The sequence below is a fragment of the Rhodopseudomonas faecalis genome (genome assembly GCF_003217325.1).
GTDB lineage: Bacteria > Pseudomonadota > Alphaproteobacteria > Rhizobiales > Xanthobacteraceae > Rhodopseudomonas > Rhodopseudomonas faecalis.
Genome location: NZ_QJTI01000001.1, coordinates 240,519 through 267,030, shown reverse-complemented (window position 1 = coordinate 267,030; position 26,512 = coordinate 240,519). Strand labels below are relative to the sequence as shown.

Genomic DNA, 26,512 nt, shown 5'->3' with positions numbered 1-26,512 from the left:
GACGTCATTCCAGGGTCGCGCGCGATCGCGAGCGCCCCGGAATGCCGTCGTCGTTGGATTTAGCGCAGCGCCTTGAGCGCGGCACGGCCGCCGTAGCACGCCTGGCTGCCGAGCTCCTGCTCGATGCGCAGCAGCTGGTTGTACTTGGCGGTGCGGTCGGCGCGCGCCAGCGAACCGGTCTTGATCTGCCCGCAATTGGTGGCGACCGCGAGGTCGGCGATGGTGGAATCCTCGGTCTCGCCCGAGCGATGCGACATCACCGCGGTGTAGGCCGCCTTGTGCGCCATTTCCACGGCCGCCAGGGTCTCGGTCAGGGTGCCGATCTGGTTGACCTTGATCAGGATCGAGTTGGCGCGGCCGGCCTTGATGCCGTCAGCGAGCCGGGCGACGTTGGTGACGAACAGATCGTCGCCGACCAGCTGGCACTTGGAGCCGATCGCGTCGGTCAGCGCCTTCCAGCCGTCCATGTCGTCTTCGCTCATGCCGTCTTCGATCGAGACGATCGGATAGCGCGACACGAGGTCAGCCAGATACTGCACCTGCTCGGCGCGCGAGCGGGTCTTGTTCTCGCCGCCATAGACGTAAGCGCCGTCCTTGAAGAACTCGGTGGCGGCGCAGTCCAGCGCCAGCATCACGTCGCCGCCGGGGGTGTAGCCGGCCTTGCTGATCGCGGCCATCACGAAGTCGAGCGCGGCATCGGCCGACGGCAGGTTCGGCGCAAAGCCGCCCTCGTCGCCGACATTGGTGTTGTGGCCGGCCTTCTTCAGCTCGCTCTTGAGGGTGTGGAAGATTTCCGAGCCGCAGCGCAGCGCTTCAGCGAAGCTCTCGGCGCCGACCGGCATGATCATGAATTCCTGGAAATCGATCGGATTGTCGGCGTGCACGCCGCCATTGACGATATTCATCATCGGCACCGGCAGCAGCCGCGCCGAGGTGCCGCCGACATAGCGATACAGCGGCATGTTGTAGGATTCCGCCGCCGCCTTGGCGACCGCCAGCGACACGCCGAGGATGGCGTTGGCGCCGAGCCGGGCCTTGTTCGGGGTGCCGTCGAGGTCGATCATGATCTGATCGATCTGCACCTGCTGTTCGGCATCCATGCCGCCGAGCGCGTCGAACAGCTCGCCATTGACGGCTTCCACCGCCTTCTGCACGCCCTTGCCGAGATAGCGCGCCTTGTCGCCATCGCGCAGCTCGACCGCCTCATGCGCGCCGGTCGAGGCGCCGGACGGCACCGCAGCGCGGCCGACCGAACCGTCTTCCAGCACCACGTCGACTTCGACGGTGGGATTGCCGCGGCTGTCGAGGATTTCGCGGCCAATAATGTCGACAATGGCAGTCATGATAGCCCTTCGGAATGCTTGTAGGGATGGGAATTGCGGCAGCTTCTACAGCATGGACCGCCCCGGGAAAAGGCCGCGTGACCGAGCTTCCCCGATTGGCTAAGAGTGCGGTGAACGCCGCTGGCCGCCATGGCAGCCCGCCATGCCGCCCGTGCAGCGCCTCTGCCCTCAGCCGAACGGAAACCGATGCCGAAAACGCCCCGCCGCTCCCCGCGCCAACCGGCCGCCGCCGCCACGCCCGAATTGCAGCTCGGACACGAGGTCGAATGGCCGACAACGCCCGAGGCAGCCCGGCTCGACCGTGTGCCGAACCCGCAGCGCGACACCGATTATCTGGCGCGCTTCACGGCGCCGGAGTTCACCTCGCTGTGCCCGGTTACCGGCCAGCCCGATTTCGCCCATCTGGTGATCGATTACGCCCCGGGCGCCTGGCTGCTGGAATCGAAGTCGCTCAAGCTCTATCTCGCCGCGTTCCGCAATCACGGCGCGTTCCATGAGGATTGCACCGTGGCGATCGGCAAGCGCATTGCCCAGGAAATCAAGCCGAAATGGCTGCGGATCGGTGGCTATTGGTATCCGCGCGGCGGCATCCCGATCGACGTGTTCTGGCAGACCGGCCGAATTCCCAAGGGACTGTGGGTGCCGGAGCAAGGCGTGCAGCCCTATCGCGGCCGCGGCTAATACCAACGGCGATTGATACCAACCACTCCGCACGTCATGGCCGGGCTCGTCCCGGCCATCCACGTCTTTGATCTTGCTGGGATTTTAAGACGTGGATACACGCGACAAGCGCGGGCATGACGGTCATTAAAACAATCTGACAGTATAACCCTCTGCCCACGCCCGGCCGCGCACGGCCGGGCCGATAATGGGTTGAAGTGCGTCCGCTACCAGGCCTGCCAGGGCAGCGGCTGAGCGGGATAGCCACGGCTGCGGCGCTGGCGCAGCTCGCGCGACTCGGGCCCGCTCGGGAAGAAGAACGAACCGAAGCCGCCGTCCCAGCTCTCGTCGCCATCCGCCACCATCACATTGGGCGTCGGCTTGCGGGTGATGAATCCGCCCTGCGGCTGATGGCTCAGCACCGCGACAAACTCGGTGCGATAATTGGTTTCGGCGCTGAGCGGCTCGTCGGAAATCACGATCGAGCTGCGCGGCAAGGCGGTCGGGCCGATCCGCGCCAGCACCTCCGGCGGCATGGTGATGCGATCGAGCGCGGCTTTGGCATCGTCGGCGCCATCGATGGTGACCGCGCTCCAGCGCAGGCCGGCGTCACTCTTGGCCATCGCCGTGAATACATGGGTGCCGATCGGCCGGTCCGGATCGCGGATCGTGACCGGCACTTCGATGGTGGCGTCGAACACCTCGCCGCCGCCATCCGGGGCCGGCTTATGGGTGTTGCGGCGGACATAGAGCTTGTTGGTGGCGCGGCTGATGTAGATCGACACCGGCTCCCCGGCGAGCCTTGCGTCGCTGGCGAGCTTGGCCGCCTCACTCTTCTTGGCCTCGGCGGCCTTGGCGGCCTCCTTGGTGGCCTCCGCCAACGCGCGCTTGGCCTCGGCATCGGCGTTAGCCGCGGCGAGCTTGGCCGCTGCCTCCCCGGCACGCTGCGCGGCGCTCTGCTGCGCGGCTTCGGCGCGCGCCTTGGCCTCGTCGGTCGAGGCCTTCGCCAGCACGCGGTCGGCGCGGGCCAGTTCGGCATCGGCGCGGGATTTGGCGCGCTCCAGCGCGCGCAGCGATGATTTCAGCGGCGCCACGTCGCGCGCCGCGGCCTTGGCGGCCTTCTTGGCCTCGTCCGCGACCTTGGCGGCTTCCTCGGCCTCGCGGGTCAGCGTGTCGGCGCGCGCCGGAATGGTCGCGATCGCGGCCGGATCAGGCTTCAGCAGCGCGGGATGGTCGATCGCGACCGGCTCGGCATCATTGGGCGATACGATCACCCGCATGCCGATCCTTGTCTTATCGAACAGCTTTTCGGCAAAACCGTAAGGCAGCCGCACGCAGCCATGCGAGGCGGCATAGCCCGGCAGCGGCCCGCCATGCATCGCGATGCCGTTCCAGGTGATGCGCTGCATGTTGGGCATCCAGGCATCATCATACATGCTGGAGCGGTGGTCCTTGCGTTTTTCAAGGATCGCAAACACGCCGGCCGGGGTTTCCCGCCCGGAGGTGCCGGTCGACACCGGCGCGCGCAAAATCCAGCCCTCGGCGTCGTACAGCGTGACCTGCTGCGAGGCGATCGAGACGATCGCCATGATCGGCTCGCCGGCGACGCGCGGCGCGGTCGCCTCAACCGGCGCAGGCTTTGCCCGCTTGGCCAGCGCATCGCCGCTCGGCACCATTAGCGTCAGAATCGCCGACAATGCGGCCAGCGCCGCGATCTTCGCCCGCGGTCGTGCCAAGGCGTGCCGCCCGGTGGTCCGTTCCTTCGTCACGCCATGCCCCACTGATCGCTGTCCCCGAACTTTTGAGACAGACACTTTGCCGGCGCGATTCGTTCCCGCGCCGCGACCCATTGTAGCGGCGATTCTCGGCTTCCGTGCAGCGGCGTCAGAGCGTTGCGGCGGCAGCCTCGTGCTTCTTGGCGAGCGCGTCGAATTCCATCAGCGTGCGCACCAAGCCCTCGAACTCGCGCAGCGGCACCATATTGGGGCCATCGGACGGCGCATGGTCGGGATCGGGATGGGTCTCGATGAATACGCCGGCAACGCCGACCGCGACCGCGGCGCGCGCCAGCACCGGCACGAATTTGCGTTCGCCGCCCGACGAGCTGCCCTGGCCGCCCGGCTGCTGCACCGAATGAGTGGCGTCAAAGATCACCGGCGCGCCGGTGTTTTGCGCCATGATCGGCAGCGCGCGCATGTCCGACACCAGCGTGTTGTAGCCGAACGACACGCCACGCTCGGTGACCAGCACGTTGGGATTGCCGGCGCTGGTCAGCTTGTTGACGACATTGGTCATGTCCCAGGGCGCCAGAAACTGGCCCTTCTTGACGTTGACCACCTTGCCGGTTGCCGCCGCCGCCAGCAGCAGATCGGTCTGCCGGCACAGAAACGCCGGGATCTGCAGCACATCGACCGCCTGCGCGGCGATCGCGCATTGCTCCGGCTCGTGCACGTCGGTCAGCACCGGCAGCTGCAACGTATCGCGGATTTCGGCAAACACCGGCAGCGCGTCAGTAAGGCCGACGCCACGCGCGGCGCTGGCGCTGGTGCGGTTGGCCTTGTCGAACGAGGTCTTGAAGACCAGGCCGATGCCGAGCCGCGCCGCGATCTCCTTGAGCGCGCTCGCCACTTCCAGCGCATGCGCCCGGCTTTCGAGCTGGCACGGGCCGGCGATGATCGCCAGCGGCAGCGCATTGCCAAAAGACACCGAACCTGCGGTGACGACGGGGGCGGCTTGCGGACGGGTCAATATCGGCTTCCTTGCAGCTAAGCGGGTTGGATAATGGACGCGGCAATTACGGTTGGCGGCGCGGCGCAAATACCAGGGTCGCGCCAAATGCCTGTTCGGGCGCGACCACCAGCCAGCCGCGGTGCTTGGTGTACGGCACGGCGGCGGCCTCAAGCAGCGCGGCGCAGGCCTCAATGTCATCAACGCCAAAGCGCAGCCCGGCGAAGGTCATGCCCGCGCCCTCCGCTTCCAGCGTGACGCCGAGCTGATCGCGCAGCGAGATCGGCTCCAGAATTTCGATCACGCCGTTCGGGGTGGCGGCGCTGACGCCGACCGAATTGGAATGCAGGTCGCGCTGCCCGGTGAGCGCGCTCAGAAAGATGTGGTGATCGGTGGGATTGTCGGCGATCAGCAGCACCGCCTGCAGCTCGGCAACGCCATTGGCGTGCTGCTGCCGCGCCGGATTCCAGAATTGTTCGGGGTGATGGTGACGGCAGCAGCCAAAGCCGGCGCGCGGCGAGTCGGGATCAGCGGCAAAGGCCAGCGAAAAGCCGAGCTGTACCGGGTTGCCGTCCGGCCCCTGCCCCTCGCGGGCAAAGCCAAAGGTGTCGAAATCGCCGATTCCAGCGGCGGCAAAAGCGGCCGCATCCGCGGCGGCGTCCGTGCTTTGCAGCAGCAGCATCGACAGCCCTTGGCCGCCAGAGAGATAATCGCGCTGAAACGCGCCGAACGAGAAGCCGCGCGCGCCATGGGCCACGATCTTGTCCGGCTCAGCCAGCGTCAACAGCTCGATGAAAAACCCGGGAAGCTGCACGATCCGGTTGTGGGTGCCCCAGGGGTGCTGGTTGCGTGCGCCGACCGTAAAGCCGGCGCGGGCGTAGAATGCGGCCACGGCTTCAAGGTCGTGCACGGCATGAACGATATGGTCGAGACCGCGCGACATTAGACAAGCTCAGAGACAGTCGTTTAAAGCAGACGCCGTTCGGCCGTCGTGAGCGACGGCGAACTTCGCCCTTTTTCGTGCGGCGTTATAGCGTGTCGGCACGGCGAACCGCCAGTGTCGGCGGCCATGCCGAAAAGCGCTCAGACCAGCCGGCTCTGCACCACCGCCGCGCCGATGAACGACGAGAACAGCGGGTGCGGCTCGAACGGCCGCGATTTCAGCTCGGGATGGAACTGAACGCCGATGAACCAGGGGTGATCCTGGTATTCGACGATTTCCGGCAGCACCCCGTCCGGCGACATGCCGGAGAACCGCAGCCCGTGCTGTTCGAGCCGGTCCTTATAGGCGGTGTTGACCTCGTAGCGATGGCGGTGGCGCTCGGAGATTTCCAGCGCGTCGCCATAGATGTGCGACACCCGGCTGCCCCGCTCCAGCATCGCCGGATAGGCGCCAAGCCGCATGGTGCCGCCGAGATCGCCGGCCTGCGAACGCCGTTCGGTCTGGTTGCCGCGCACCCATTCGGTCATCAGGCCGACCAGCGGTTCGTTGGTCGGGCCGAATTCGGTGGAATTGGCCTCGGTGATGCCGGCGAGATTACGCGCCGCCTCGATCACCGCCATCTGCATGCCAAAGCAGATGCCGAAATACGGCACCTTGCGCTCGCGCGCGAATTGCGCCGCGCGGATCTTGCCCTCGGCGCCGCGCTGGCCAAAGCCGCCCGGAACCATGATGCCGTTGACGTGCTCGAGCAGCGGCGCCGGGTCCTCGTTCTCGAACACCTCGCTCTCGATCCAGTCGAGATTGACCTTGACCTTGTTGGCGATGCCGCCATGCGACAGCGCCTCGATCAGCGATTTATAGGCGTCCTTCATGCCGGTATATTTGCCGACCACGGCGATCGTGACCTGGCCTTCCGGATTGCGGATGCGCTCGTTGATGACGTGCCAGCGGCTGAGATTGGGCTCGTCCTTGGTGGCGATGCCGAACGCCGCCAGCACCTCATCGTCGAGCCCGGCCTCGTGATAGGCCTCCGGCACCGCATAGATATTGTCGACGTCGCGCGCCTCGATCACGGCACTTTCCCGGACATTGCAGAACAGCCCGAGCTTGCGGCGCTCCTCGACCGGAATCGGCCGGTCGGTGCGGCACAACAGGATGTCCGGCTGGATGCCGATCGAGCGCAGCTCCTTGACCGAATGCTGGGTCGGCTTGGTCTTCAGTTCGCCGGCCGACGGAATGAACGGCAGCAGCGTCAAATGGATATAGACCACGTCGCCGCGCGGCAGATCGTTCTTGATCTGGCGGATCGCCTCGAAGAACGGCAGGCCCTCGATGTCGCCGACCGTGCCGCCGATCTCGACCAGCACGAAATCATAGCCGTCATTGCCGTCCAGGATGAATTCCTTGATGGCGTTGGTGACGTGCGGCACCACCTGGATGGTGGCGCCGAGATAGTCGCCGCGCCGCTCCTTGGTGATGATGTTCTGATAGATGCGGCCGGTGGTGATGTTGTCCTGCCGGGTGGCGGGACGGCCGGTGAACCGCTCGTAATGGCCGAGATCGAGGTCGGTCTCGGCGCCATCGTCGGTCACGAACACTTCGCCGTGCTGATACGGCGACATCGTTCCCGGATCGAGATTGATATAGGGGTCGAGCTTGCGCAGCCGGACCTTGTAGCCACGCGCCTGCAGCAGCGCACCGAGTGCCGCTGATGCCAAACCTTTGCCGAGCGAGGAAACCACGCCGCCGGTGATGAAGATGTACCGCGCCATGGGACTTAACCTTTAACGCTACCGCACCGATTCGCCAAAGCGAATCGCAACCATCAGCTGGCCGTCAGGTGCGCTGTGGGTGACTTAAAATCGGACGAAAAACTAAATACTTGCCGGAAGTTCTTCAGAATTTCCGGCAAGTCGCACGCAACATGTCGGCCATGCTTACTGCGAACGCGGCGGTTCCGGAGCGGCCGGCGCCGGCTGCGATTCCTGCTGGTCTTGCTTCTTCAGCGTATCGAGCAGACCACCACCTTCGGACACCGGCGCGACCGGCGCTCCCGGCTGGGTCTGGCTGGCCGGAACCTGATTGATCACCGAGGCCGGCTTACGGTCATAGCTCGCCAGCCAGGACAGCGTCAGGCTGGTGATGAAGAACCCCGCCGCCAGGATCGCGGTGGTGCGGGTCAAGAGATTGGCCGTGCCGCGGCTGGACATGAAGCCCCCTCCACCGCCGCCGCCGCCAATTCCCAGGCCACCGCCTTCGGACTTCTGCAACAGCACCGCCACGATCAACGTGGCGACGATCATCAGGTGGAGAACGATAATGACAGTTTGCATCTTTGCCTTCCGTCACAAGCCCAGGAACGCCGGCAGCCGGCCCGTTTCAGGCTTGCGGGGTCTTGAAGCTGCGGTGTCTACACGATCGCCGGCCGGATTGCCAAGACCACCTGGCACCGGCCGGACTGCAATTCAGCATTTCTCGAACAGCTAGGGGCAGCCAGCGGCGATCGCAAGGAAATCCGCCGCCTTCAGGCTGGCACCACCTACCAGGGCACCGTTAACCTCCGGCACCGCCATCAGTTCGGCGGCGTTCGAGGGTTTTACCGAGCCGCCATACAGGATGCGAATCTCGGCGCCCTCGCCGTTGAAGCGCTCAGTGAGCCGGTCGCGGATAAAGCGGTGCACCTGCTCGACATCGGCGGTGGTCGGCGTGCGGCCGGTGCCGATCGCCCACACCGGCTCATAGGCCACCACGGTATTGTGGGCGGTGCAGCCATCGGGCAGCGAGCCGGCGAGCTGGCGGCCGACCACATCGAGGGTCTGGCCGGCGTCGCGCTCGTCCTGGGTCTCGCCGACGCAGATGATCGCGGAGACGCCGGCACGCCAGGCCGCTTCCGCCTTGGCGCGCACGGTCGCGTCGGTTTCGCCATGATCGGCGCGGCGCTCGGAATGGCCGACAATGATCGCGGTGGCGCCGGCATCCGCCAGCATCTCCGCCGAAATGTCGCCGGTATGGGCGCCCGAGACGTTGACGTGGCAATCCTGGGCACCGAGCGCGAAGCCGCGCGAGCCGATGCCGAGCTTTTGCCCGAACAGCAGCACCAGGGTCGCCGGCGGGCAGATCAACAGATCCGCGCGCCCGGCCAGCGCCGGCGCGCCGACAAGCATCGCCTCAAATTCGGCGAGTTGGGCCTTCAGGCCGTTCATCTTCCAGTTTCCGGCAATCAGCGGGCGAATGGCAGCGGTCATCTCGTTGTCTCGCAGGCAAGGGAGCCTTGCGCTAGCAGAGCCCGTTTCCCCGCTCAAGGGCGACTGCTGCGACCAACCGCCCTGGTCGCGGCTTTCCAGCGCGCTTAGGGAGCTCGGCAGCCTGCGACCTTCGCAGCACGCCGCGCCGCCGCCGCGGTTGTCCGGCACGGTTGCGACGCGCAGACCGCGTCTTTATGGTGGATTATCAAGCTGGAAACGACCATGGGTGGTCGCGTCCGCCGGCTTCCGGCTCCCTCCTGCTAAATTAAAGTGGACCTATGCTTCGAGGAATTCGCAACGCGTCATCGAACTGGATCGGCAAGACCATCATGAGCGCGGTGATGGGCGTGCTGATTCTCAGCTTCGCGGTCTGGGGCATCGCCGACATTTTCAAAGGCTTCGGACAATCGACGCTCGCCAAGATCGGCAGCACCGAGATTTCCACCGAACAGTTCCGCCAGCTTTATACCGAGCGGCTGCAGCAGATTGGCCGCCAGTTCGGCAAGCCGCTGACCTCCGACCAGGCGCGCGCCTTCGGCATCGACCGACAGGTGCTGCAGCAGGCGGTCGCGGAAGCCGCACTCGATGAGGACGCGCGCCGCCGCGGGCTCGGCCAGTCCGACGCCGAGACCATGCGCACCATTTTGACCGACCCGAGCTTCAAGGGCGCCAATGGCAGCTTCGATCAGGGCCGCTTCATCCAGTTGCTGCGCCAGTTCGGCTACAGCGAAGCGCGCTACATCGCCGAACAGCGTAAGGTGTCGCTGCGCCGCCAGATCGCCGGCACCCTGACCTCCGGCCTTGCGCCGTCCGCGACCTTGCTCGACGCGCTGATCCGCTATCAGAACGAGCAGCGCAGCATCGATTACGTAAAGCTCGGCCAAGGCCAGGCGGGCACCATCGAGCCGCCCTCGGCCGAGACGCTGGCGGCCTATTACGCCGACCACAAGAACCAGTTCCGCGCGCCCGAATATCGCAAGGTGTCGTTCCTGGTGCTGACCCCGGCGGAATTCGCCAAAACCATCACCGTGTCCGACGAGGACGCCAAGAAGGTGTTCGAGCAGCAGCGCGACAAGTTCTCGACTCCCGAGAAGCGTCAGGTCTGGCAGATCGTGTTCCCGAGCGCCGACGACGCCAAGGCGGCGCGCGCCAAGATCGCCGAGGGCACCTCGTTTGAGGACATCGCCAAGGACCGCGGCTTCAGCGCCGCCGATATTGACCTTGGCCTCGTCACCAAGGCCGGCATTCTCGACCCGGCGGTCGCCAGCGCGGCGTTCACGCTCGGCTCCGGCGAGGTCAGCCAGCCGGTCACCGGCCGGTTCGGCACCGCGCTGGTCAAGGTCGGCAAGATCGAGGCTGGCAGCGCGCCGAGCTTTGACAGCGTCGTCGCCGATCTGAAGCGCGACGTCGCGGTCGACCGCGCCCGCGCCGCGATCGCCGACCTGCACAACCAGATCGAAGACGCCCGTGGCGGCGGCTCCAGCATCACCGAAGTGGCGCAGAAGCTCGGCCTGAAAGCCGTCACCATCGAGGCCATGGACCGCTCCGGCCGTTCGCCGGAAGGCACCCCGGTGTCGATCCCGCAGGGGCTGGAACTGACCCCGGCGGTGTTTGCCAGCGATGTCGGCGTCGACAACGATGCCATCAGCTTTGGCGGCGGCTATGTCTGGTTCGACGTCAGCGGCGTGACGCCGTCGCGCGAGCGGTCGCTCGACGAGGTCAAGGCCCAGGTCGAAGCGCGCTGGCGCGACGAACAGGTCGGCCGCAAGCTGAGCAGCCTGGCTGCCGAAATGGTGCAGAAGCTGAATGGCGGCACCTCCATGGCCGACGCCGCTGCCGCGGCCGGCCTCAAGGTCGAACAGGCCACCGGCTTCAAGCGCGACGCCACCCTGCCCGGCGTGCCCGCCAGCGTGGTGCAGGCCGCGTTCCGCACCGCCAAGGATGGCAGCGGCCAGGCGCCCGCCAGTGCCGGCGGCGAATGGATCGTGTTCCGCGTCACCGACATCAGCGTGCCGCCGGTCGATGCCAACGCCGCCGAGAACCAGCAGCTCAAGGAAAACCTGGAGCGCCGGCTCGATGACGAACTGCTCGCGCAGTACGTCGCCAAGCTGGAAGGCGATCTCGGCACCTCGATCAACGACGCCGCCGTGGCCCAGGCCACCGGCGCCGCCGCCGCCAACTAACCGCCCGCAACGCTCCCCTCTGCCAGTCTGAAAGCCAACGATGATCGACTTCAAAAGCATTATCGGAAAGGTCGCCACCGGGGCGACGCTGTCGCGCGACGAATCGGCCAGCGCCTTCGACGCGATGATGTCCGGCGAGGCCACGCCGTCGCAGATGGGCGCGCTGCTGATGGGTTTGCGGGTCCGCGGCGAGACCGTCGATGAGATCACCGGCGCGGTCGCGGCGATGCGCGACAAGATGCTGACCGTCACCGCCCCGGCGGATGCGGTCGACGTGGTCGGCACCGGCGGCGACGGTTCCGGCTCGGTCAATGTCTCGACCTGCGCCTCGTTCATCGTCGCAGGCTGCGGCGTCACGGTCGCCAAGCACGGCAACCGCGCGCTGTCGTCGCGCTCCGGCGCCGCCGACGTGCTGGCCTCGCTCGGCGTCAAGATCGACATCACTCCCGAGCAGGTCGGCCGCTGCATCGCCGACGCCGGGATCGGCTTCATGTTCGCGCCGACCCATCATCCGGCGATGAAGAACGTCGGCCCGACCCGGGTGGAGCTCGCGACCCGCACCATCTTCAACCTGCTCGGCCCGCTCTCCAACCCGGCCGGCGTCAAGCGCCAGATGGTCGGGGTGTTTTCCCGGCAATGGGTGCAACCGCTGGCGCAGGTGCTGAAAAACCTTGGCTCGGAATCGGCCTGGGTGGTGCACGGCTCCGACGGGCTCGACGAGATCACCATCTCCGGCCCGACCTTCGTGGCCGCGCTCGAAGGCGGCGAGATCAAGACCTTTGAAATCACCCCGGAAGAAGCCGGCCTGACGCGCGCCGCGCCGGAATCGCTCAAGGGCGGCGACGCCAATGCCAATGCCGCGGCACTGAAGGCGGTGCTGCTCGGCACGCCCGGCCCGTACCGCGACGTGGCGCTGCTGAACGCCGCAGCCGCGCTGATCATCGCCGGCCGGGCCAGCAACCTGAAGGACGCGGTCGCGCTCGGCACGCAATCGATCGACAGCGGCGCCGCCGCCGCGCGGCTGTCCAAGCTGATCGCGGTCTCCAACTCCCTGGCGTGAGCAATAGCCGTGTCCGACATCCTTAAGAAGATCGAAGCCTATAAGCGCGAGGAAATCGCCGCCGCCAAGCGCGCGCGGCCGCTCGCCGAGCTCGAGGCCGCCGCCAAGGCGGCGCCGGCGCCGCGCGGCTTTTTGAACGCGATCCGCCGCAAACTCGCCGGCGGCGACTACGCGCTGATCGCCGAGGTCAAGAAGGCATCGCCGTCCAAGGGGCTGATCCGCACTGATTTCGATCCGCCGGCGCTGGCCAAAGCCTATGAGCAAGGCGGCGCGGCCTGCCTGTCGGTGCTGACCGACACGCCGTCGTTCCAGGGCCATCTTGATTATCTGGTGGCGGCGCGCGCGGCGGTGTCGCTGCCGGTGCTGCGCAAGGATTTTCTGTACGACACCTATCAGGTGGTGGAAGCGCGCGCCCATGGCGCCGACTGCATTTTGATCATCATGGCGGCGCTCGACGATGCCATCGCCAAGGACATCGAGGACGCCGCGATCGCGCTCGGCATGGACGTGCTGATCGAGATCCACGACGAGGACGAACTCAACCGCGCCTTGCGGCTGAAATCGCCGATGATCGGCGTCAACAACCGCAATCTGCGCAGCTTTGAGGTTACGCTCGCCACCAGCGAGCGGCTGGCGCCGATGATCCCGAAAGACCGCGTCATGGTCGGCGAGAGCGGCATCTTTGTGCCGGCCGATCTCGCCCGGCTGGAGCGGGTCGGCATCGCCACCTTCCTGGTCGGCGAGAGCCTGATGCGGCAGCAGGATGTCACCGCCGCCACGCGCGCGCTGCTCAGCCGCGACGCGCTGCCGCCGACCGGCACCCACTGAGCGGAACCAACTAACCGGAACCGATCGAACATGGCGCACGACCCGCCCGCCCCGCCCCATCTGACCCATCTTGGTCAGCACGGCGAGGCGCGAATGGTCGATGTGTCCGATAAGGCCGCCACCGAACGGGTCGCGGTCGCCGAAGGCCGGGTGCTGATGACGCCCGCCACGCTCGAACTGATCCTGAGCGGCAATGCCAAGAAGGGCGACGTGCTCGGCACCGCGCGGATCGCCGGCATCATGGCGGCCAAACGCACCGCCGAGCTGATCCCGCTATGCCATCCGCTGCTGCTATCCAAGGTCGCCGTTGAGATCGAGCCGGACGCGGCGCTGCCCGGCTGCCATGTCCGCGCCACTGTGCAGGTCACCGGCCCGACCGGCGTCGAGATGGAAGCGCTGACCGCGGTGTCGGTGGCGTGCCTGACGCTGTACGACATGATCAAGGCGGTGCAGCGCGACGTGGTGATCGACGGCATTCGCCTCGTTGAAAAGCGCGGCGGCAAATCCGGCGACTACCGGGCGCCGCCGCACGCAGACTGAGCGGCCGTTCAGGCCGCCCAGCGCGCCAGTGCATCGACAATCACCGGCGGATCGAACCGCAGATCGCGCAGATGGATCGCGAGGCCGCCGGACGGCGGCGGATCGTGATCATCTCCACCTCCAGGCTCGATCACCAGATGGTGCACAGACGATGGTGTTTTACACAAATTGCGCTGTTGCAGGCTGATGAGTTGCATCAACACCTCCCGAATGGCGACTTTCAAGACGGGACGCTGATAGATATGCAACGGCGTTTGCTACCTTCAAGTGTGTACTGATCGATTTTTTTGAATCGCGTGTGCAACGCGGCATTGAAACCGTCGTCGCTGCTCCCAAATTGCTGATGCGCCCCGCATGGCGCGGGGAGCGTAACGCCGCCTCAGCGCGTTACAGCGTTTTCGTAATTGGATGACGGAGGCTCCAATGAACATGCGCAGCATCATTCCCTGGGGACGGAGCAGCAACCAGCCGAGCCGCTTTGAAGGTGATCAGCAACCGCTGCTGTCTCAGCATCCGCTGCTTTCCTTGCATCGCGAGATGAACCGGCTGTTCGATGACGTGTTTCGCGGCTTCGACATGCCTGCCTCAAACCAGCTCACCGCCTTTGGCTCGAGCTGGCCGAAACTGGAAATCACCGAGACCGACCAGGACATCCGTATCGCGGCCGAGGTTCCGGGCCTGGAGGACAAGGACATCGAGGTGCTGCTCGATGACGGTTACCTGACGCTGCGCGGCGAACGGACCTCGCATACCGAGGACAAGGCCAAGCAGTTCAGCGAGCACTATTATGGCCGCTTTGAACGGCGGATTCCGATCGATGCCGCGATCGCGGAAGACAAAGTCAGCGCCGACTTCAAGAACGGCCTGCTGACTGTGACCTTGCCGAAGACCGAGCCGAGTTCGCCGAAATCGCGGCGGATCGCCATCAACGGCGCTCACTGATCGTCGTCCTCACCGCCCCGGCCGCGCTCGCCGCCGCCGGGGCGTGGGCTTGCAACCATCCTTTGCTCGACATTCTGATCCCGCAATGCCGAACACCACTGCTCCCGTGCGCGCAGCGCTCCGCTTGTTTCACTGCATCATGATCGCGCTGGCGCTGCTGATCGCCCCGGCGCCGCTATCAGCGTTTTCCGACAACGCCAATGCCCGCGTCCCGACGCTGGCGCCGCTGGTGCGCGACACCGCGCCCTCGGTGGTCAACATTTCGGTGCGCGGCCGCGTCAAGGAAGACAATCCGCTGTATCGCGACCCGCTATTCCGCGAGTTCTTCGATGTGCCGCGGCAGCTCGAAAAGGAAGTGCAAGCCGCGGGCTCCGGCGTGATCGTCGATGCCCAGCGCGGGCTGGTGCTGACCGCTAATCACGTGGTGGCGCAGATCGCCAGCGCCCAAGTAACCACCCGCGACGGCCGGCGCTTCAATGCCAAGCTGGTCGGGCGCGATCCGGCCACCGACATCGCGGTGCTGCGCATCCAAAACCCCGACAATCTCAAAGCAATCCCGCTTGGCGACAGCGACCGGCTCGAGGTCGGCGACTATGTGATCGCGATCGGCAATCCGTTCAGCTTAGGCCAGACCGTCACCTCCGGCATTGTCAGCGCGCTCGGCCGCGCCGGGCTCAGCAAACAGGGCTATGAGGATTTCATCCAGACCGATGCGCCAATCAATCCCGGCAATTCCGGCGGTGCGCTGGTCGATCTGCGCGGCCAGCTGATCGGCATCAATACCGCGATCCTGTCGCCGGCCGGCGGCAATGTCGGCATCGGCTTTGCGGTGCCGATCAACATGGCGCGCCAAGTGATGGAACAGCTGGTCGCTTATGGCGAAGTGCGCCGCGGCCAGATCGGCATTGCGGTGCGCGATCTCGAACCCGAGCCCGGCGCCCGGCTGCAACGCACCGAGGGCGCGTTGATTGCCGAAGTGGTGCCCGGCTCGCCTGCCGACGACGCCGGGCTGCGCCGCGGCGATGTGGTGATCGCGGCCGATGGCGTGCCGGTGCGCAGCGCCACGCAACTACGCAACCGGATCGGCCTGACCGTGCTCGGCAACGCGGTTGCGCTCAAAATCGAGCGCAATGGCATGGTGCGTGATCTCAGCGTCGCGGTGTCGGCGGCCAAGCCCGGCCGGCGCAGCGCCCTGCCCTAGCTGCCTCCCTGTCACATAGCAATGTCACATCGCTGTTGGTTGATGCGACGCAATAACCGGCGGTATGGTCCCAGCATCATAGCTGGTGCCCACGCCGGCCATCTCCCGTCATCTGCCAACAGGATGGGTTATGCACGATCTCGCCGAAGCGCGGCCGCGGCTTCGCGGTCTGACCGAAGCCGAAGTGCGCGCGCGGCAGGCCAGCGAGGGTTTTAACGAGCTGCCGCAGCCAGAACGCCGCACGCCGCTGCGCATCGTGCTGGAAGTGATCCGGGAGCCGATGCTGGCGCTGCTGATCGGCGGCGGCCTGGTGTACATGGCGCTCGGCGATCTCAAGGAAGCGCTGATCCTGCTGGTGTTCGCCAGCCTGTCGGTGATCATCACCGTGGTGCAGGAGAGCCGCACCGAGCGCGTGCTGGAGGCGCTGCGCGACCTCACCAGCCCGCGCGCATTGGTGATCCGCGATGGTGAGCGGCAGCGCATCGCCGGGCGCGATGTGGTGCGCGGCGACCTGTTGCTGCTGGCGGAAGGCGACCGCGTGCCGGCCGACGCCGTGCTGATCGAAGCCGACGACATGCAGACCGACGAGTCGCTTTTGACCGGCGAGTCGGTGCCGGTGCGCAAGCTCGCGCGCGATCATGCCAAAGCGGACGCGCCGCAGCATCCCGGCGGCGATGATCTGCCTTACGTGTTTGCCGGCGCGCTGGTGGTACGCGGCACCGGGCTTGCCGAAACCACCGCGATCGGCCGCCACAGCGAGATCGGCAAGATCGGCCAGTCACTCGGCGGCCTGAAGACAGAAGCGCCGCGGCTGCAGGCTCAGACCCGCAAGCTGGTGCGGGTGTTCGGCCTGGTTGGCGGCGCGGTCAGCGTGCTCGCCGTGGTGCTGTATGGCACGCTGCGCGGCGGCTGGCTCGACGCGGTGCTGGCCGGCATCACCATCGGCATGTCGATGCTGCCGGAAGAATTCCCGGTGGTGCTGACAGTGTTTCTCGCGATGGGCGCATGGCGGATTTCGCAGGCCCGGGTGCTGACGCGGCGCGCCGCGGCGATCGAAACGCTCGGCGCCGCCACCGTGCTGTGCACCGACAAGACCGGCACCTTGACCCAGAACAAGATGACCATTGTCGAGCTGCGGCTGCCGGACGGCGACATGGCCGGCACGGACGCGTTCAACCGCGCCTTGCCAGACCCGTTCATCACGCTGCTGCACGCCGGGCTGCGCGCCGCGCCACCAAAGCCGTTCGATCCGATGGACGTGGCATTTCACACCCTGGCCAAGCAGGGCCTCGATCCCGACGTGCTGAGCTGGCACCAGGCGCATAAGCCGGCGCACAGCTATGGGCTGCGGCCCGATCTCTTGGCGATGTCGCAAGCCTGGCCGCTCGGCGATGGCAGCTATCAGATCGCCGCCAAGGGCGCGCCGGAAGCGATTGCCGCGCTGTGCCATCTTGATGAGGGCCGCCGCGCCGCCTTGGCGCTTCAGCTCGATGACATGGCGCGCGCCGGCTTGCGCGTGCTCGGCGTCGCCCACGCCAGCCACCGCGGCGACCATTGGCCGGACTCGCAGCGTGAGTTTTCGTTCGAGTTTCTCGGCCTGGTCGGGCTCGCCGATCCGCTGCGCGAGTCGGTGACCGAGGCCGTGGCCGATTGCCGGTCGGCCGGCATCCGCGTGGTGATGATCACCGGCGACTATCCGGCGACCGCGGTGGCGATCGCCCGGCAGGCCGGGCTCGATGCCGATGATTGCATCAGCGGCGATCAACTCAGCCGCATGGACGATGCCGAATTGCAGCAGCGGCTGCGCACCGCCACCGTGTTCGCACGGATCATGCCGCAGCAGAAGCTGCGCATCGTCGAGGCGCTGAAAGCCCATTGCGAGGTGGTGGCGATGACCGGCGATGGCGTCAATGACGCGCCGTCGCTAAAGGCCGCCCATATCGGCATTGCCATGGGCGGACGCGGCACCGACGTCGCGCGCGAGGCATCCTCGATCGTGCTGCTCGATGATGATTTCGCCTCGATCGTGCGCGCGGTGCGGCTTGGCCGGCGCATCTATGACAATCTGCGCAAAGCAATGGGCTTCATCCTGGCGGTGCATGTGCCGATCGCGGGGCTGGCGCTGTTTCCGCTGCTACTCGGCTTTCCGATCCTGCTCGGCCCGATCCACATCGCGTTTCTGGAGATGATCATCGACCCGGTGTGCTCGCTGGTGTTCGAGGCCGAAGGCGACGAGAAGGACACCATGCAGCGGCCGCCGCGCGATCCGCAGCAGCCGCTGTTTTCCGGCGGGTTGATCGGCTGGGGCCTGACCCAAGGACTACTCGCCTTCGCGCTGGTCGGCGGCGTCTATGCGATCGGCAAGTATCAGGCGATGGCCGAGGATGAGCTGCGCGCGCTGACATTCTTTGCGCTGGTGCTGTCGATCATCGGGCTGATCCTGGTCAACCGCTCGTTCAGCTCCTCGCTATGGGCGGCGCTGCGCCGGCCGAGCCCGGTGCTGCTGGTGGTGCTCGCCGTGGTCAGCATCACGCTGACTCTGTCGCTGCTCTGGCCTGCGGCGAGCGACCTGTTCAAATTCGGGCCGCTGCATCCCGACGATCTCGCCCTCACCGCCGGCTCGGCGGTGGCGGTGCTGCTGATCCTGGAACTGATCAAGCCGCTGTGGCGCCGCCGCGTTCACGCGCGCTGAGCCGGCGTGGCGCGCCGGTCAGCGCTTGGGCTGGCTGCGGATGAAGGCGACGCCGATCTCGTTGCCATAGCGCCGCACCAGCCGGCAGCGGCGATGCACAACGCCGCGCGTTGACAGCAGCAGGAAAAACTCCTGCAGTTCGAACCGGCTGTCTTCGGCGGGGAGTCCAAGCTTGGCGCCGCTGTCGGAAATATCGAACACCAGGCAGGCGTGCTGGCAGGTGCCATCAATACTAATCAACGTTGCATCAATGGCGTTGCTAAACGCGATGCGCGGAGACTTCCGGTCGCCATAGGCCATGTTGAGTCCCGTCACGGTCGCTGGTGTTGCCGTCTCGGGATCTTTTAGTACCAGCCAATCGCAACCATTCCGTGAATCCAATTGCAGACTCGCGCCGGTAGCATCTGGCGTAATTTGGCTGACAGGCGAACCTAGTCGCCAATCATTCGCATCAACCTGTCTAGTCGTGCGGCGTCACCAGCGGGCACTGGCCCTCGCGCAGCGGCCGAAACGCCTGCTCGCCGGGAATGGTGGTGAGCAGCTTGTAGTAATCATAGGGATATTTCGATTCCGCCGGCGTTTTGACCTCAAACAGATAGATCGGGTGGGTGACGCGGCCATCGGCGCGGATCTCGATCTCGCCGAACAGTTTGTCCGTGCCCTTGAGGGTCTTCATCTGCGGCACCACCTGCTGGGCGTCATCGCTGCCGGTGGCGGCAACCGCGTTCAGATAGGCCAAGGTCGCGGCGTAAACACCGGCCTGGTTGCCGCTCGGCATCTTGCCGTTCATGCCCGGGCGCTGCGCAAAGCGCGCGGCAAACGCCCTGGTGTCGTCATTGAGGTCCCAATAAAAGCTCTCGGTCAGCAACAGTCGCTGCGCCACCGGCAGCCCCATGGCGTGCACGTCGTTGATCAGCAGCATGAACGCGACCAGCGTCTGGCCGCTGTCGCGGATGCCGAATTCGCCGGCCTGTTTGACGGCATTGAGCGCGTCGGCGCCGGCATTGGCCAGCCCGATCACCTTGGCGCCCGAGGTCTGCGCCTGCAGCAGCAGCGCGGCGAAATCCGAGGTGCCGAGCGGATGGCGGGCCGAGCCCAGCACCTTGCCGCCATGGGCCTCGATATAGCGGGTGGCCTCGGCTTCCATGCCCTGCCCGAGCGCGTAGTTCACCGTGACGAAATACCAGTCGCGGCCGCCGCGCATCATGGTCGCCGCCGCGGTGGCGTTGCCGCTGGCCCAGGTGTCGTTGACCCATTGGATGGTGTTGGGCGAGCACTGCTTGCCGTGCAGCTCGGACGTGCCGGTGGTGGAAGCCAAAAAGGTCATCCTGGTGCCGCGCAGCAGCGCGTTGACCGCGAGCCCGACCGAGGAGTTCGGCACGTCGACAATGGCGTCGACCTTGTCGATATCGAGCCAGCGCCGCGCGATCGCCGCGCCGACATCGACCTTGTTCTGATGGTCGGCATAGACGATCTCGACCTTGATGCCCTTGCCGCCGCCGGCAAAGTCCTCGGCCGCCATCCGGGCCGCCTCGACCGAGCCAAGGCCGTTGGTGTCCTGAAACACGCCGGAAATGTCGTTGAGCACGCCGATGCGCACCACGTCGTCGGATACCTCGGCCTCCGCCAGGCCGGCCCCAAGGCCGAAAGCCGCCGCGAGCAATGCTGTGCGCCACATGGTCAGGTCCCCCGTCGGTAGGCCGTCCAGATACCGGCGACCGGATCAGCCGACTAGCCTTGGCCACCGAATGCGGCAATTCGCCTTACGGCGTCAATCCGGGCGGCAGCGGCGGGTTCTCGCGCAGCAAAGTGATGGTGACGCGGCGATTGGCGGCCAGCCCGGGATGATCGGGGAACAAGGGTTCACTGTCGGCCTTGCCCGACACCGACAGCACATTACTGATCGGCAGCCCCTGGCGCTTCAAGATCTGCCGGACCGCATTGGCGCGCTGCCACGACAGATCAAAGCCGTCATAATCGCTGTCCGGGGGCGCCGAGGACGCGGTGTGGCCGACCAAGGTGATGCGCAGCGCGGTGGAGCGCAGCGGCCCGGCCAACCGCTCGATCAACCGCCGGGTGCGCTCATAGGGCTCTGGCGAACCCTCCGGGAACATCGGCCGGCCCTCCTGATCGACGATCTGCAGGTTCAGCCCTTCCCTGGTCTCCTCGAACATCACGTTTTTGGAGATTTCCGCGAGCTCCGGCATGTCCTGCAGCGCCTGACGCAGGCTGGCCGACGCCACCGCAAAGTCGCGTTCGGCTTTGGCGATCTTGCCGGCGCCGCCTTGCGCGCCGCCATCGTCCTGGTTCGGGGTCGGCGACGACTGTTCCGGCACCACCGGCTTGACGTTCTTGACCTGGCCACGGGTCGGCACCCCGTCGGCTTCCAGAATGCCGGAATAGCGCGACTCCTGCTGCACGCCGAACGCCTCGCGCATCGATCCGGCCACGATCTGCAGCTTGGTCTCGTCCTGGTGCGAGAACGACACGATCATCACGAAGAAGCTGGTCATCAGGCCCATCAGGTCGGCAAAGCTGACGTACCAGCCGGCGCCGTGGCCACCACCGCCCTCGTCCTGACCGACTTTCTTTTTGCTCCCAGGCCGACCGAGCGACATGGCTGCGCCTAACCGACCAGGACCGGAGCACGGCCGATCATCAAACGCAGCCGCATCACCGGCGCGAAGTCGGTCCGTTTCGTCCAGGTCTCAATACGCATCGCTCACTCCGATGCCCGGCGCTGCCGTCTCCACTGGCGCGGAGCATGCGACCGGGGCATCGCCGCCATTAGATCGATGGCGCATTACCAGCGGTTTAATAGCGGCGGACCGCTCGCGCATCCGGGCTTGATGCGGTGTTTCCATGCCGTCGTGAGCTTGTCGAACAGCGGCCGCTGCGCTACAGCGCCGCCATGCTCCCGCAACTCAATCCGGGCAGCGCCGATGCGCTGCTGTTCGATCTTGGCCGCGTGGTGCTCGACATCGATTTCGAGCGCGTGCTCAAGGTCTGGGCCGGCCATGCCGGCTGCGCGCCGGCCGATCTGGTCGATCGTTTCGTGCTCGATGACGAGTATCACCGCCACGAATGCGGCGCGCTCGACCAGGCTGGGTTCTTCGACAGTTTGCGACGCCGTCTCGGCGTACCGCTCAGCGATGCGCAATTGCTGCAAGGCTGGAATGCGGTTTTCGTCGGCGAGATGCCGGGGATCGAACAGCAGCTGGCGCGCGCCGCGCGGCACTTGCCGCTGTACGCGCTATCCAACACCAATCCGGCGCATGTTGCGTACTTCACCAAGACCTATGGCAGCGTGCTGCGGCACTTTCGCGAGGTGTTTCTGTCCTCGGAGATCGGCCACCGCAAACCGAGCGCCGCCGCCTATCAGCACGTGATGGCCGCGACCGGCGTCGCGCCGTCGCGCATGGTGTTCTTCGACGACCTGCTCGAAAACGTTCAGGCCGCGCAATCGCACGGCCTGATCGCTATTCAGGTGTCAGCTAGTACCGATATCGCGCGGGCGCTTGATCAGCTTGGACTGTAGCGCCCGCGGCAAGCGTGCGCGTGGTTAAGGGCACGGACGGCGCACGCCGTCGCGGCCGACATAGGTGCCGCTCTCGGGATCATACGAACGGAACCGGCGCATGCAGTAATCGGCCGCATTCTGGGCCGCCGCCGCCCGCTCGGCCTCCTGCGCAGCGATCGCGCCGCCGATCACCGCCGCGCCGATACCAAGCCCGATCGCTGCACCAGCGCCGGAGCCACCCCAACCACGGCCGCGGCCACCGCCCCAGCCACGCCCGCCGCCACGGCCACGACCGCGCTGGGCATAGGCCGGCGTGGTGCCAGCCGTGATCGCGAGCCCCGTGGTGGCGATCATGCCGAACGCATACATCCCCAGCATCACGGTGGTGGCGAGCACGCGCGTCACCATCTTGTGGGCTCGACTGCCCGATTTCCTGATCATCATAGCCTTGGCCTTTCCTGTCGCCGTCTCCAAAACGATCTAGCGTCGTCTATTGGCACCAGCCTGTGTCAACAGGTCGCAATATTACGCGCCAGCTAATCGCGGTCAAATGCCAACCACCCTCATGGGGCCAACTACGCACGCTTCACTTGCTGCGCGGCAACACGCAACTCACAGGACCCATCAAACGGTCATTATTGCTCAATCTGCACCGATCGCCCGCCATGGCCGGATGCACCTCATCACACTCGCAACGCGCGAATCAGCGCATTTGATCCGCTATCGATTCAATGGTGATCCGCAGTCGGTTCAATGGCGTCACACATGGCCGCCCATGGGACCACTGGCTATTTGCTGCTGATCGCCTGCATCGCCTTCCAATCGAAACGTTTGGCGATCGCCAGCGCTTCGACATCATCGATGCCGGAGAACGACAGGCTGAACAGCGCGCGCTCGCCGAGCGCCACGACAATGCCGCCCGATTTGTCGCTGAACGTGTAGGTGCGCATCACCCGAAAGCCGTCGATCGCGTCGCTGACCATGCGACCCTCGCCGCTTTCGATCTTCATATCAGCGCTGGTGGCGGCGAGCGCGACCTGCGCCGCGGGCCCGGTGATGATCTGCGCGTCGAAATGCGACTCGCCGCGCTGGTAGTTGCGCGAGGCCGTCACCATCGAGGCGCCGCTCACTTCCATGGTCATGCCCTCGGGCTTGCCGCCTTCCCAGCCTGATGGCTCGACCAGCAGCGGCACGAAGCGCTGATAGCCCCCCTCCTCGGCGCGCGCAAAGTTCGGGGGCAATAGGGCGGCCGAAGTCAGCAAGGCTGCGGCCAGCGCCATGCGGACCAGATGACGGCGATCAATCATAGGCAGCTCCGGAGCAAGAGATGACGATGATCCTAGCAGAGCCACGGCGCCCCGGAACTGCCTTGAGGCGCCGACGATAGTAGCCCCCCCTGGTGGCTCGCCGCCGAAATACCGTTGACGCACATCAATGCCGCGACACAGCGCCGGCCGAACCATGCCATCGCAAACGATCAGCGAGTTGGGTGCTCCATGCCGCGCCGTTGCCACCAGTTGTCGTCGCTATTGTTGTCGCAGCTGCTGGCGCTTGCCATCAGCATGCCACTCGCCGCTGTGGCGGCCGACGACCCGATCGGCGTGCTGCGCAAAATCGCGCGCTACGACCACGCCGCCAAGGTCGAGGTCGGACGGACCGACAGCGGTCTTGTGGCCTGCTATGTGCGCGAGCAAGGCTCCTCGCATCAGCTCGACATCGGCGTGTCCGGCACACGCGCTTTCATCCGGCTGGAAGCGCCCGACGAGCGCGAGGCGACGCCGCAGCCACCGCTCAAAGTGTTCGCCGGCAAATCGACCAGCGCCGACGACTACGCTCCGATCAAGGAGTTCGGCGGCCCGGTGACCTTTGTCGTCCCGCGCCAGGATCGCTCAGACTTCACGCTGATCGCCGAGCAGAACCCACGCGAATTTCTGCAGATGGTCGCGGCGGCACGCGGCGAGTTCGTGGTGGTGCAATCGCGCGCCGATGCCAAGATCAATAACGTGGTCGCGATCTATCAGTTCAGCCCCAAAGCGATCGCGCCGTTGCTGGCCTGCGCCGCCGAACGCACCAATAGTGCCGCCGCCGCACAGGCGACCGCAACGCCTCCGGCAGAGACGGCGAGCGCCTGGTCGACCTACCAGAACGCCAGGTTCGGCACGCAGGTCGATTATCCGGCCGATCTGTTCAGCGAGCGCGATCCGGCGCCCACCAATAATGACGGCCGCACCTTCCGCAGCCGCGACGGCCGCGCCCGGCTGTCAGTCTATGGCGCGCACAATGTCGAAGCCGATACGCCGCAGGCCTATCTCGACAAATATGGTGATGGTGCTGAAGCAAGTTTTCGGCGGGTGACCGCGCAGTTTTATGCGCTGTCCGGCCGGCGCGGCGAGGAAATCTATTATCAACGCTGCAATTTCGCCGGCCGCGAGGACGGCACCATCCACTGCGTCGACATCAGCTATCCGCAGGCCGACAAGGCCAAATTCGATCCGATCGTCGAACGGATCAGCCGGTCGCTCCGCCAGCAGCGGCCGGCCGAGTGACACCAACGGCGATTGATACCAACCCCTCCGCACGTCATGGCCGGGCTCGTCCCGGCCATGACGTCTATGATCTTGCAGCGATTTTAAGACGTGGATACCCGCGACAAGCGCGGGTATGACGGTCATTGATACGACCCGATGGTTGACGGCGCCTTGGCGCCTGTTCGGTTCTGATGACATCAGAACCGAACCCTCGTTGTGCAGGGCTTGATCCCGAGCGCGATTACCGGCGCGGGATCTGCTCGCAGTCGATCGAATAGACCAGTTCGCCGCGGGCGGTGCGGCCGAACGGCTGGCAGCGCGGCGGCTCGCCGGCGCGCGGCGCGGCGGCCGGAGCAGCCGCGGGCGCCCGAACAGCGGCTTCGCTGCTCTCGGCCGAGCTGGTGTCAGCGGCCGACTCGCTGATCGGCTGATAGTCGGGGGTCATCGACGGCATCCAGCCCTTCGACCAGTCGTGGCGGACGCTGTACAGCGTCACAAAGCCGATGGCTCCCAGCACCAAGACGGCGCGGAACATCCATTTGGTCATATCATGTTGCTGCATCGGTTTCGCTCCTACGCGACCTGGACTATTGGGCCTGCTCTTACGCGGGGCCGTGGCGGCGATGCAATCCTGATTTCGACGAAGGCGCCCCATCCGATTGCGTCGGTTCGCCGCTTGCAGAACCCTGCCCTGGCCCGTAAAGCCGGATTGCTCCGCGTCACAATCATGAAACGCGACTAGGGGCGGAGGATGGCGGAGTGGTGCGATGTCTCTGATGCCGGTAGCCGATGCGTTGGCCGCGATTCTTGCGGACGCTGCACCGCTCGTTGAGGAATGGGTGCCGCTCGCCAGCGGCCATCGCCGCGTGCTGGCGCGCGATCTTTCCGCCACCCGCACCCAGCCGCCGCTGCCGATGTCGGCGATGGACGGCTATGCGATCCGCGCCGCCGATGCCGCACAACCCGGCGCGCGGCTGACCGTGATCGGCGAAGTCGCCGCGGGACAGCCGGCTGAGCAGCGCCTTGAGGCCGGCGAAACGATGCGGATCTTCACCGGCGGCGTGGTGCCGGACGGCGCCGATAGCGTCGTGATCCAGGAGGACACCACGCGCGACGGCGACCAAGTGATCCTGAACGTCGCGGCCCGGCACGGCCATCACATCCGCCCGGCCGGCATCGATTTTCACCAAGACGACGTGCTGCTGCGCGCTGGCACCCGCCTGTCCGACCGCGATCTGGCGCTGGCGGCCTCGATGAACCACGCAAAATTGCCGCTGCGCCGCCGGCCCAAGATCGCGATGCTCGCCACCGGCGATGAGCTGGTGATGCCGGGCACCTGCCCCGGCCCCGGCCAGATCCTCTACGCCAACGGCTTTGCGCTGCATGCGCTGGCGCGTGATGAAGGCGCCGACACCATCGATCTTGGCATCGCCGCCGATACGCTGGAATCGACCACCGCCGCGATCCGCCGTGCCCGCGAGCTTGATGTCGACATTCTGGTCACCACCGGCGGCGCCTCGGCCGGAGATCACGACATGGTGCTGCGCTCGCTTGAGGCCGAGGGCGTGGCGATGTCGTTCTGGAAGATCGCGATGCGGCCCGGCAAGCCGATGATGCACGGCACGCTCGGCGGACTGCGGGTGATCGGCCTGCCCGGCAATCCGGTATCGTCCTATGTGTGCGCGTTCCTGTTCCTGGTGCCGCTGATCCGGGCGCTGTCCGGCCGGCGCGATGTCGCCCATATCGGCGAAAGCGCCGTGCTGGGCCGCGCGGTGGGCGGCAATGACGGCCGCGAGGATTATCTGCGCGCCTCGCTCGATTACGACGCTATGGGCCGGCTGGTCGCGACCCCGGTCGAGCGCCAAGATTCCTCGCTGCTCAGCCAGCTGGCCTCGGCGCAGGCGCTGGTGATCCGCCCGCCTTTTGCGCACGCGGCCGACGCCGGCGCGCCGTGCCGGATCATTAAACTTCCATTGTAGCGAGCGCGCGATTTCTTGACCTGAAATTAACCTGTTGCGGAACACATACCGAACAGATAGTGTCCGTTCATGATTTGTTTTCGAGGCGATTCCACTGCCTCGACCCGCGCCGCCCGGCTTT

At 66.1% G+C, this 26,512-nt stretch carries 25 protein-coding genes; 11 read left to right on the top strand and 14 right to left on the bottom strand.

All coding sequences use genetic code 11. The features are described from left to right. Window positions 1-59 precede the first annotated feature (59 nt). Window positions 60-1,343: a phosphopyruvate hydratase gene (eno, locus tag BJ122_RS01280; protein ID WP_110779354.1), complete on the bottom strand. Its 1,284-nt coding sequence runs from the start codon at window positions 1,341-1,343 to the stop codon at window positions 60-62. A gap of 186 nt (window positions 1,344-1,529) precedes the next feature. On the opposite strand from eno, the gene queF reads away from it, so the two are divergent. Next, on the top strand, window positions 1,530-2,024 hold the full coding sequence (gene queF / locus BJ122_RS01275) for a preQ(1) synthase (RefSeq protein WP_110779353.1): 495 nt from the start codon (window positions 1,530-1,532) through the stop codon (window positions 2,022-2,024). Window positions 2,025-2,230: 206 nt separating this feature from the next. Here the strand turns inward: queF and BJ122_RS01270 are convergent, their stop codons facing one another. The 6 genes from BJ122_RS01270 to tpiA all read right to left on the bottom strand — a co-directional run bounded on the left by BJ122_RS01270 (window position 2,231) and on the right by tpiA (window position 8,918). Beyond that, window positions 2,231-3,772: a L,D-transpeptidase gene (locus BJ122_RS01270; RefSeq protein WP_181418844.1), complete on the bottom strand. Its 1,542-nt coding sequence runs from the start codon at window positions 3,770-3,772 to the stop codon at window positions 2,231-2,233. A gap of 115 nt (window positions 3,773-3,887) precedes the next feature. Further along, window positions 3,888-4,751, bottom strand: coding sequence for a 3-deoxy-8-phosphooctulonate synthase (gene kdsA, locus BJ122_RS01265; RefSeq protein WP_430694727.1), 864 nt, complete (start codon window positions 4,749-4,751; stop codon window positions 3,888-3,890). A 46-nt stretch (window positions 4,752-4,797) separates the two neighbouring features. Further along, the gene (locus BJ122_RS01260) at window positions 4,798-5,673 is read right to left on the bottom strand and encodes a VOC family protein (protein WP_110779351.1); all 876 of its coding nucleotides are present in this window, start codon (window positions 5,671-5,673) and stop codon (window positions 4,798-4,800) included. A 140-nt stretch (window positions 5,674-5,813) separates the two neighbouring features. Beyond that, window positions 5,814-7,445: a CTP synthase gene (pyrG, locus tag BJ122_RS01255; protein ID WP_110779350.1), complete on the bottom strand. Its 1,632-nt coding sequence runs from the start codon at window positions 7,443-7,445 to the stop codon at window positions 5,814-5,816. A gap of 165 nt (window positions 7,446-7,610) precedes the next feature. Then, window positions 7,611-8,006 carry a preprotein translocase subunit SecG gene (gene secG / locus BJ122_RS01250; RefSeq protein ID WP_110779349.1) on the bottom strand — a complete coding sequence of 132 codons (396 nt, stop codon included), beginning with the start codon at window positions 8,004-8,006 and terminating at the stop codon, window positions 7,611-7,613. Window positions 8,007-8,156: 150 nt separating this feature from the next. Further along, a complete protein-coding gene (gene tpiA / locus BJ122_RS01245; protein WP_110779348.1) occupies window positions 8,157-8,918 on the bottom strand; it encodes a triose-phosphate isomerase in 762 nt (253 codons plus the stop codon). Between the two features lie 278 nt (window positions 8,919-9,196). On the opposite strand from tpiA, the gene BJ122_RS01240 reads away from it, so the two are divergent. Genes BJ122_RS01240 through moaC form a run of 4 tightly spaced genes read left to right on the top strand, consistent with a single transcriptional unit; the run spans window position 9,197 to window position 13,529 of the window. Further along, the gene (locus BJ122_RS01240; RefSeq protein WP_110779347.1) at window positions 9,197-11,101 is read left to right on the top strand and encodes a peptidylprolyl isomerase; all 1,905 of its coding nucleotides are present in this window, start codon (window positions 9,197-9,199) and stop codon (window positions 11,099-11,101) included. Between the two features lie 40 nt (window positions 11,102-11,141). Continuing rightward, window positions 11,142-12,161: an anthranilate phosphoribosyltransferase gene (trpD, locus tag BJ122_RS01235; protein ID WP_103012995.1), complete on the top strand. Its 1,020-nt coding sequence runs from the start codon at window positions 11,142-11,144 to the stop codon at window positions 12,159-12,161. 9 nt (window positions 12,162-12,170) lie between these two features. Next, entirely contained in the window at window positions 12,171-12,989 is an 819-nt protein-coding gene (gene trpC, locus BJ122_RS01230; RefSeq protein WP_110779346.1) for an indole-3-glycerol phosphate synthase TrpC, read from the top strand. A gap of 30 nt (window positions 12,990-13,019) precedes the next feature. Continuing rightward, window positions 13,020-13,529: a cyclic pyranopterin monophosphate synthase MoaC gene (gene moaC, locus BJ122_RS01225; protein WP_110779345.1), complete on the top strand. Its 510-nt coding sequence runs from the start codon at window positions 13,020-13,022 to the stop codon at window positions 13,527-13,529. A gap of 8 nt (window positions 13,530-13,537) precedes the next feature. On the opposite strand, the gene BJ122_RS01220 is transcribed toward moaC, so the two are convergent. Next, window positions 13,538-13,777: a hypothetical protein gene (locus tag BJ122_RS01220; RefSeq protein ID WP_110779344.1), complete on the bottom strand. Its 240-nt coding sequence runs from the start codon at window positions 13,775-13,777 to the stop codon at window positions 13,538-13,540. A 175-nt stretch (window positions 13,778-13,952) separates the two neighbouring features. Here BJ122_RS01220 and BJ122_RS01215 point away from each other — a divergent pair, with 175 nt between their 5' ends. The 3 genes from BJ122_RS01215 (at window position 13,953) to BJ122_RS01205 (ending at window position 18,364) form a co-directional block, all read left to right on the top strand. Continuing rightward, on the top strand, window positions 13,953-14,471 hold the full coding sequence (locus BJ122_RS01215) for an Hsp20/alpha crystallin family protein (protein ID WP_110779343.1): 519 nt from the start codon (window positions 13,953-13,955) through the stop codon (window positions 14,469-14,471). A 139-nt stretch (window positions 14,472-14,610) separates the two neighbouring features. Further along, complete coding sequence (locus tag BJ122_RS01210) at window positions 14,611-15,672, top strand: trypsin-like peptidase domain-containing protein (protein ID WP_110779450.1); 1,062 nt, start codon at window positions 14,611-14,613, stop codon at window positions 15,670-15,672. A gap of 130 nt (window positions 15,673-15,802) precedes the next feature. Next, a complete protein-coding gene (locus tag BJ122_RS01205) occupies window positions 15,803-18,364 on the top strand; it encodes a cation-translocating P-type ATPase (RefSeq protein WP_110779342.1) in 2,562 nt (853 codons plus the stop codon). Between the two features lie 18 nt (window positions 18,365-18,382). Here the strand turns inward: BJ122_RS01205 and BJ122_RS01200 are convergent, their stop codons facing one another. The 3 genes from BJ122_RS01200 to BJ122_RS01190 form a co-directional block, all read right to left on the bottom strand. Then, window positions 18,383-18,679 (bottom strand): PilZ domain-containing protein, encoded by a 297-nt coding sequence (locus tag BJ122_RS01200; RefSeq protein ID WP_245407561.1) that lies wholly within the window; start codon window positions 18,677-18,679, stop codon window positions 18,383-18,385. Window positions 18,680-18,824: 145 nt separating this feature from the next. Next, window positions 18,825-20,042 (bottom strand): ABC transporter substrate-binding protein, encoded by a 1,218-nt coding sequence (locus tag BJ122_RS01195; protein WP_110779340.1) that lies wholly within the window; start codon window positions 20,040-20,042, stop codon window positions 18,825-18,827. 85 nt (window positions 20,043-20,127) lie between these two features. Beyond that, window positions 20,128-20,982, bottom strand: a complete 855-nt coding sequence (locus BJ122_RS01190) for an OmpA/MotB family protein (RefSeq protein ID WP_110779339.1) — start codon at window positions 20,980-20,982, stop codon at window positions 20,128-20,130. 293 nt (window positions 20,983-21,275) lie between these two features. Between BJ122_RS01190 and BJ122_RS01185 the strand changes: the two genes are divergently transcribed. Next, complete coding sequence (locus BJ122_RS01185) at window positions 21,276-21,902, top strand: HAD-IA family hydrolase (RefSeq protein ID WP_110779449.1); 627 nt, start codon at window positions 21,276-21,278, stop codon at window positions 21,900-21,902. Window positions 21,903-21,926: 24 nt separating this feature from the next. Here BJ122_RS01185 and BJ122_RS01180 read toward each other — a convergent pair whose 3' ends face one another. Together BJ122_RS01180 and BJ122_RS01175 are read right to left on the bottom strand one after the other, a co-directional pair. Then, the gene (locus BJ122_RS01180; protein ID WP_245407560.1) at window positions 21,927-22,292 is read right to left on the bottom strand and encodes a BA14K family protein; all 366 of its coding nucleotides are present in this window, start codon (window positions 22,290-22,292) and stop codon (window positions 21,927-21,929) included. Window positions 22,293-22,672: 380 nt separating this feature from the next. Next, the gene (locus BJ122_RS01175) at window positions 22,673-23,191 is read right to left on the bottom strand and encodes a hypothetical protein (protein WP_110779337.1); all 519 of its coding nucleotides are present in this window, start codon (window positions 23,189-23,191) and stop codon (window positions 22,673-22,675) included. Window positions 23,192-23,380: 189 nt separating this feature from the next. On the opposite strand from BJ122_RS01175, the gene BJ122_RS01170 reads away from it, so the two are divergent. Then, the gene (locus BJ122_RS01170) at window positions 23,381-24,430 is read left to right on the top strand and encodes a hypothetical protein (protein ID WP_110779336.1); all 1,050 of its coding nucleotides are present in this window, start codon (window positions 23,381-23,383) and stop codon (window positions 24,428-24,430) included. Between the two features lie 223 nt (window positions 24,431-24,653). On the opposite strand, the gene BJ122_RS01165 is transcribed toward BJ122_RS01170, so the two are convergent. Next, complete coding sequence (locus BJ122_RS01165; RefSeq protein ID WP_245407559.1) at window positions 24,654-24,974, bottom strand: hypothetical protein; 321 nt, start codon at window positions 24,972-24,974, stop codon at window positions 24,654-24,656. Between the two features lie 205 nt (window positions 24,975-25,179). On the opposite strand from BJ122_RS01165, the gene BJ122_RS01160 reads away from it, so the two are divergent. Further along, window positions 25,180-26,391, top strand: a complete 1,212-nt coding sequence (locus BJ122_RS01160) for a molybdopterin molybdotransferase MoeA (RefSeq protein WP_110779335.1) — start codon at window positions 25,180-25,182, stop codon at window positions 26,389-26,391. Window positions 26,392-26,512 lie beyond the last annotated feature (121 nt).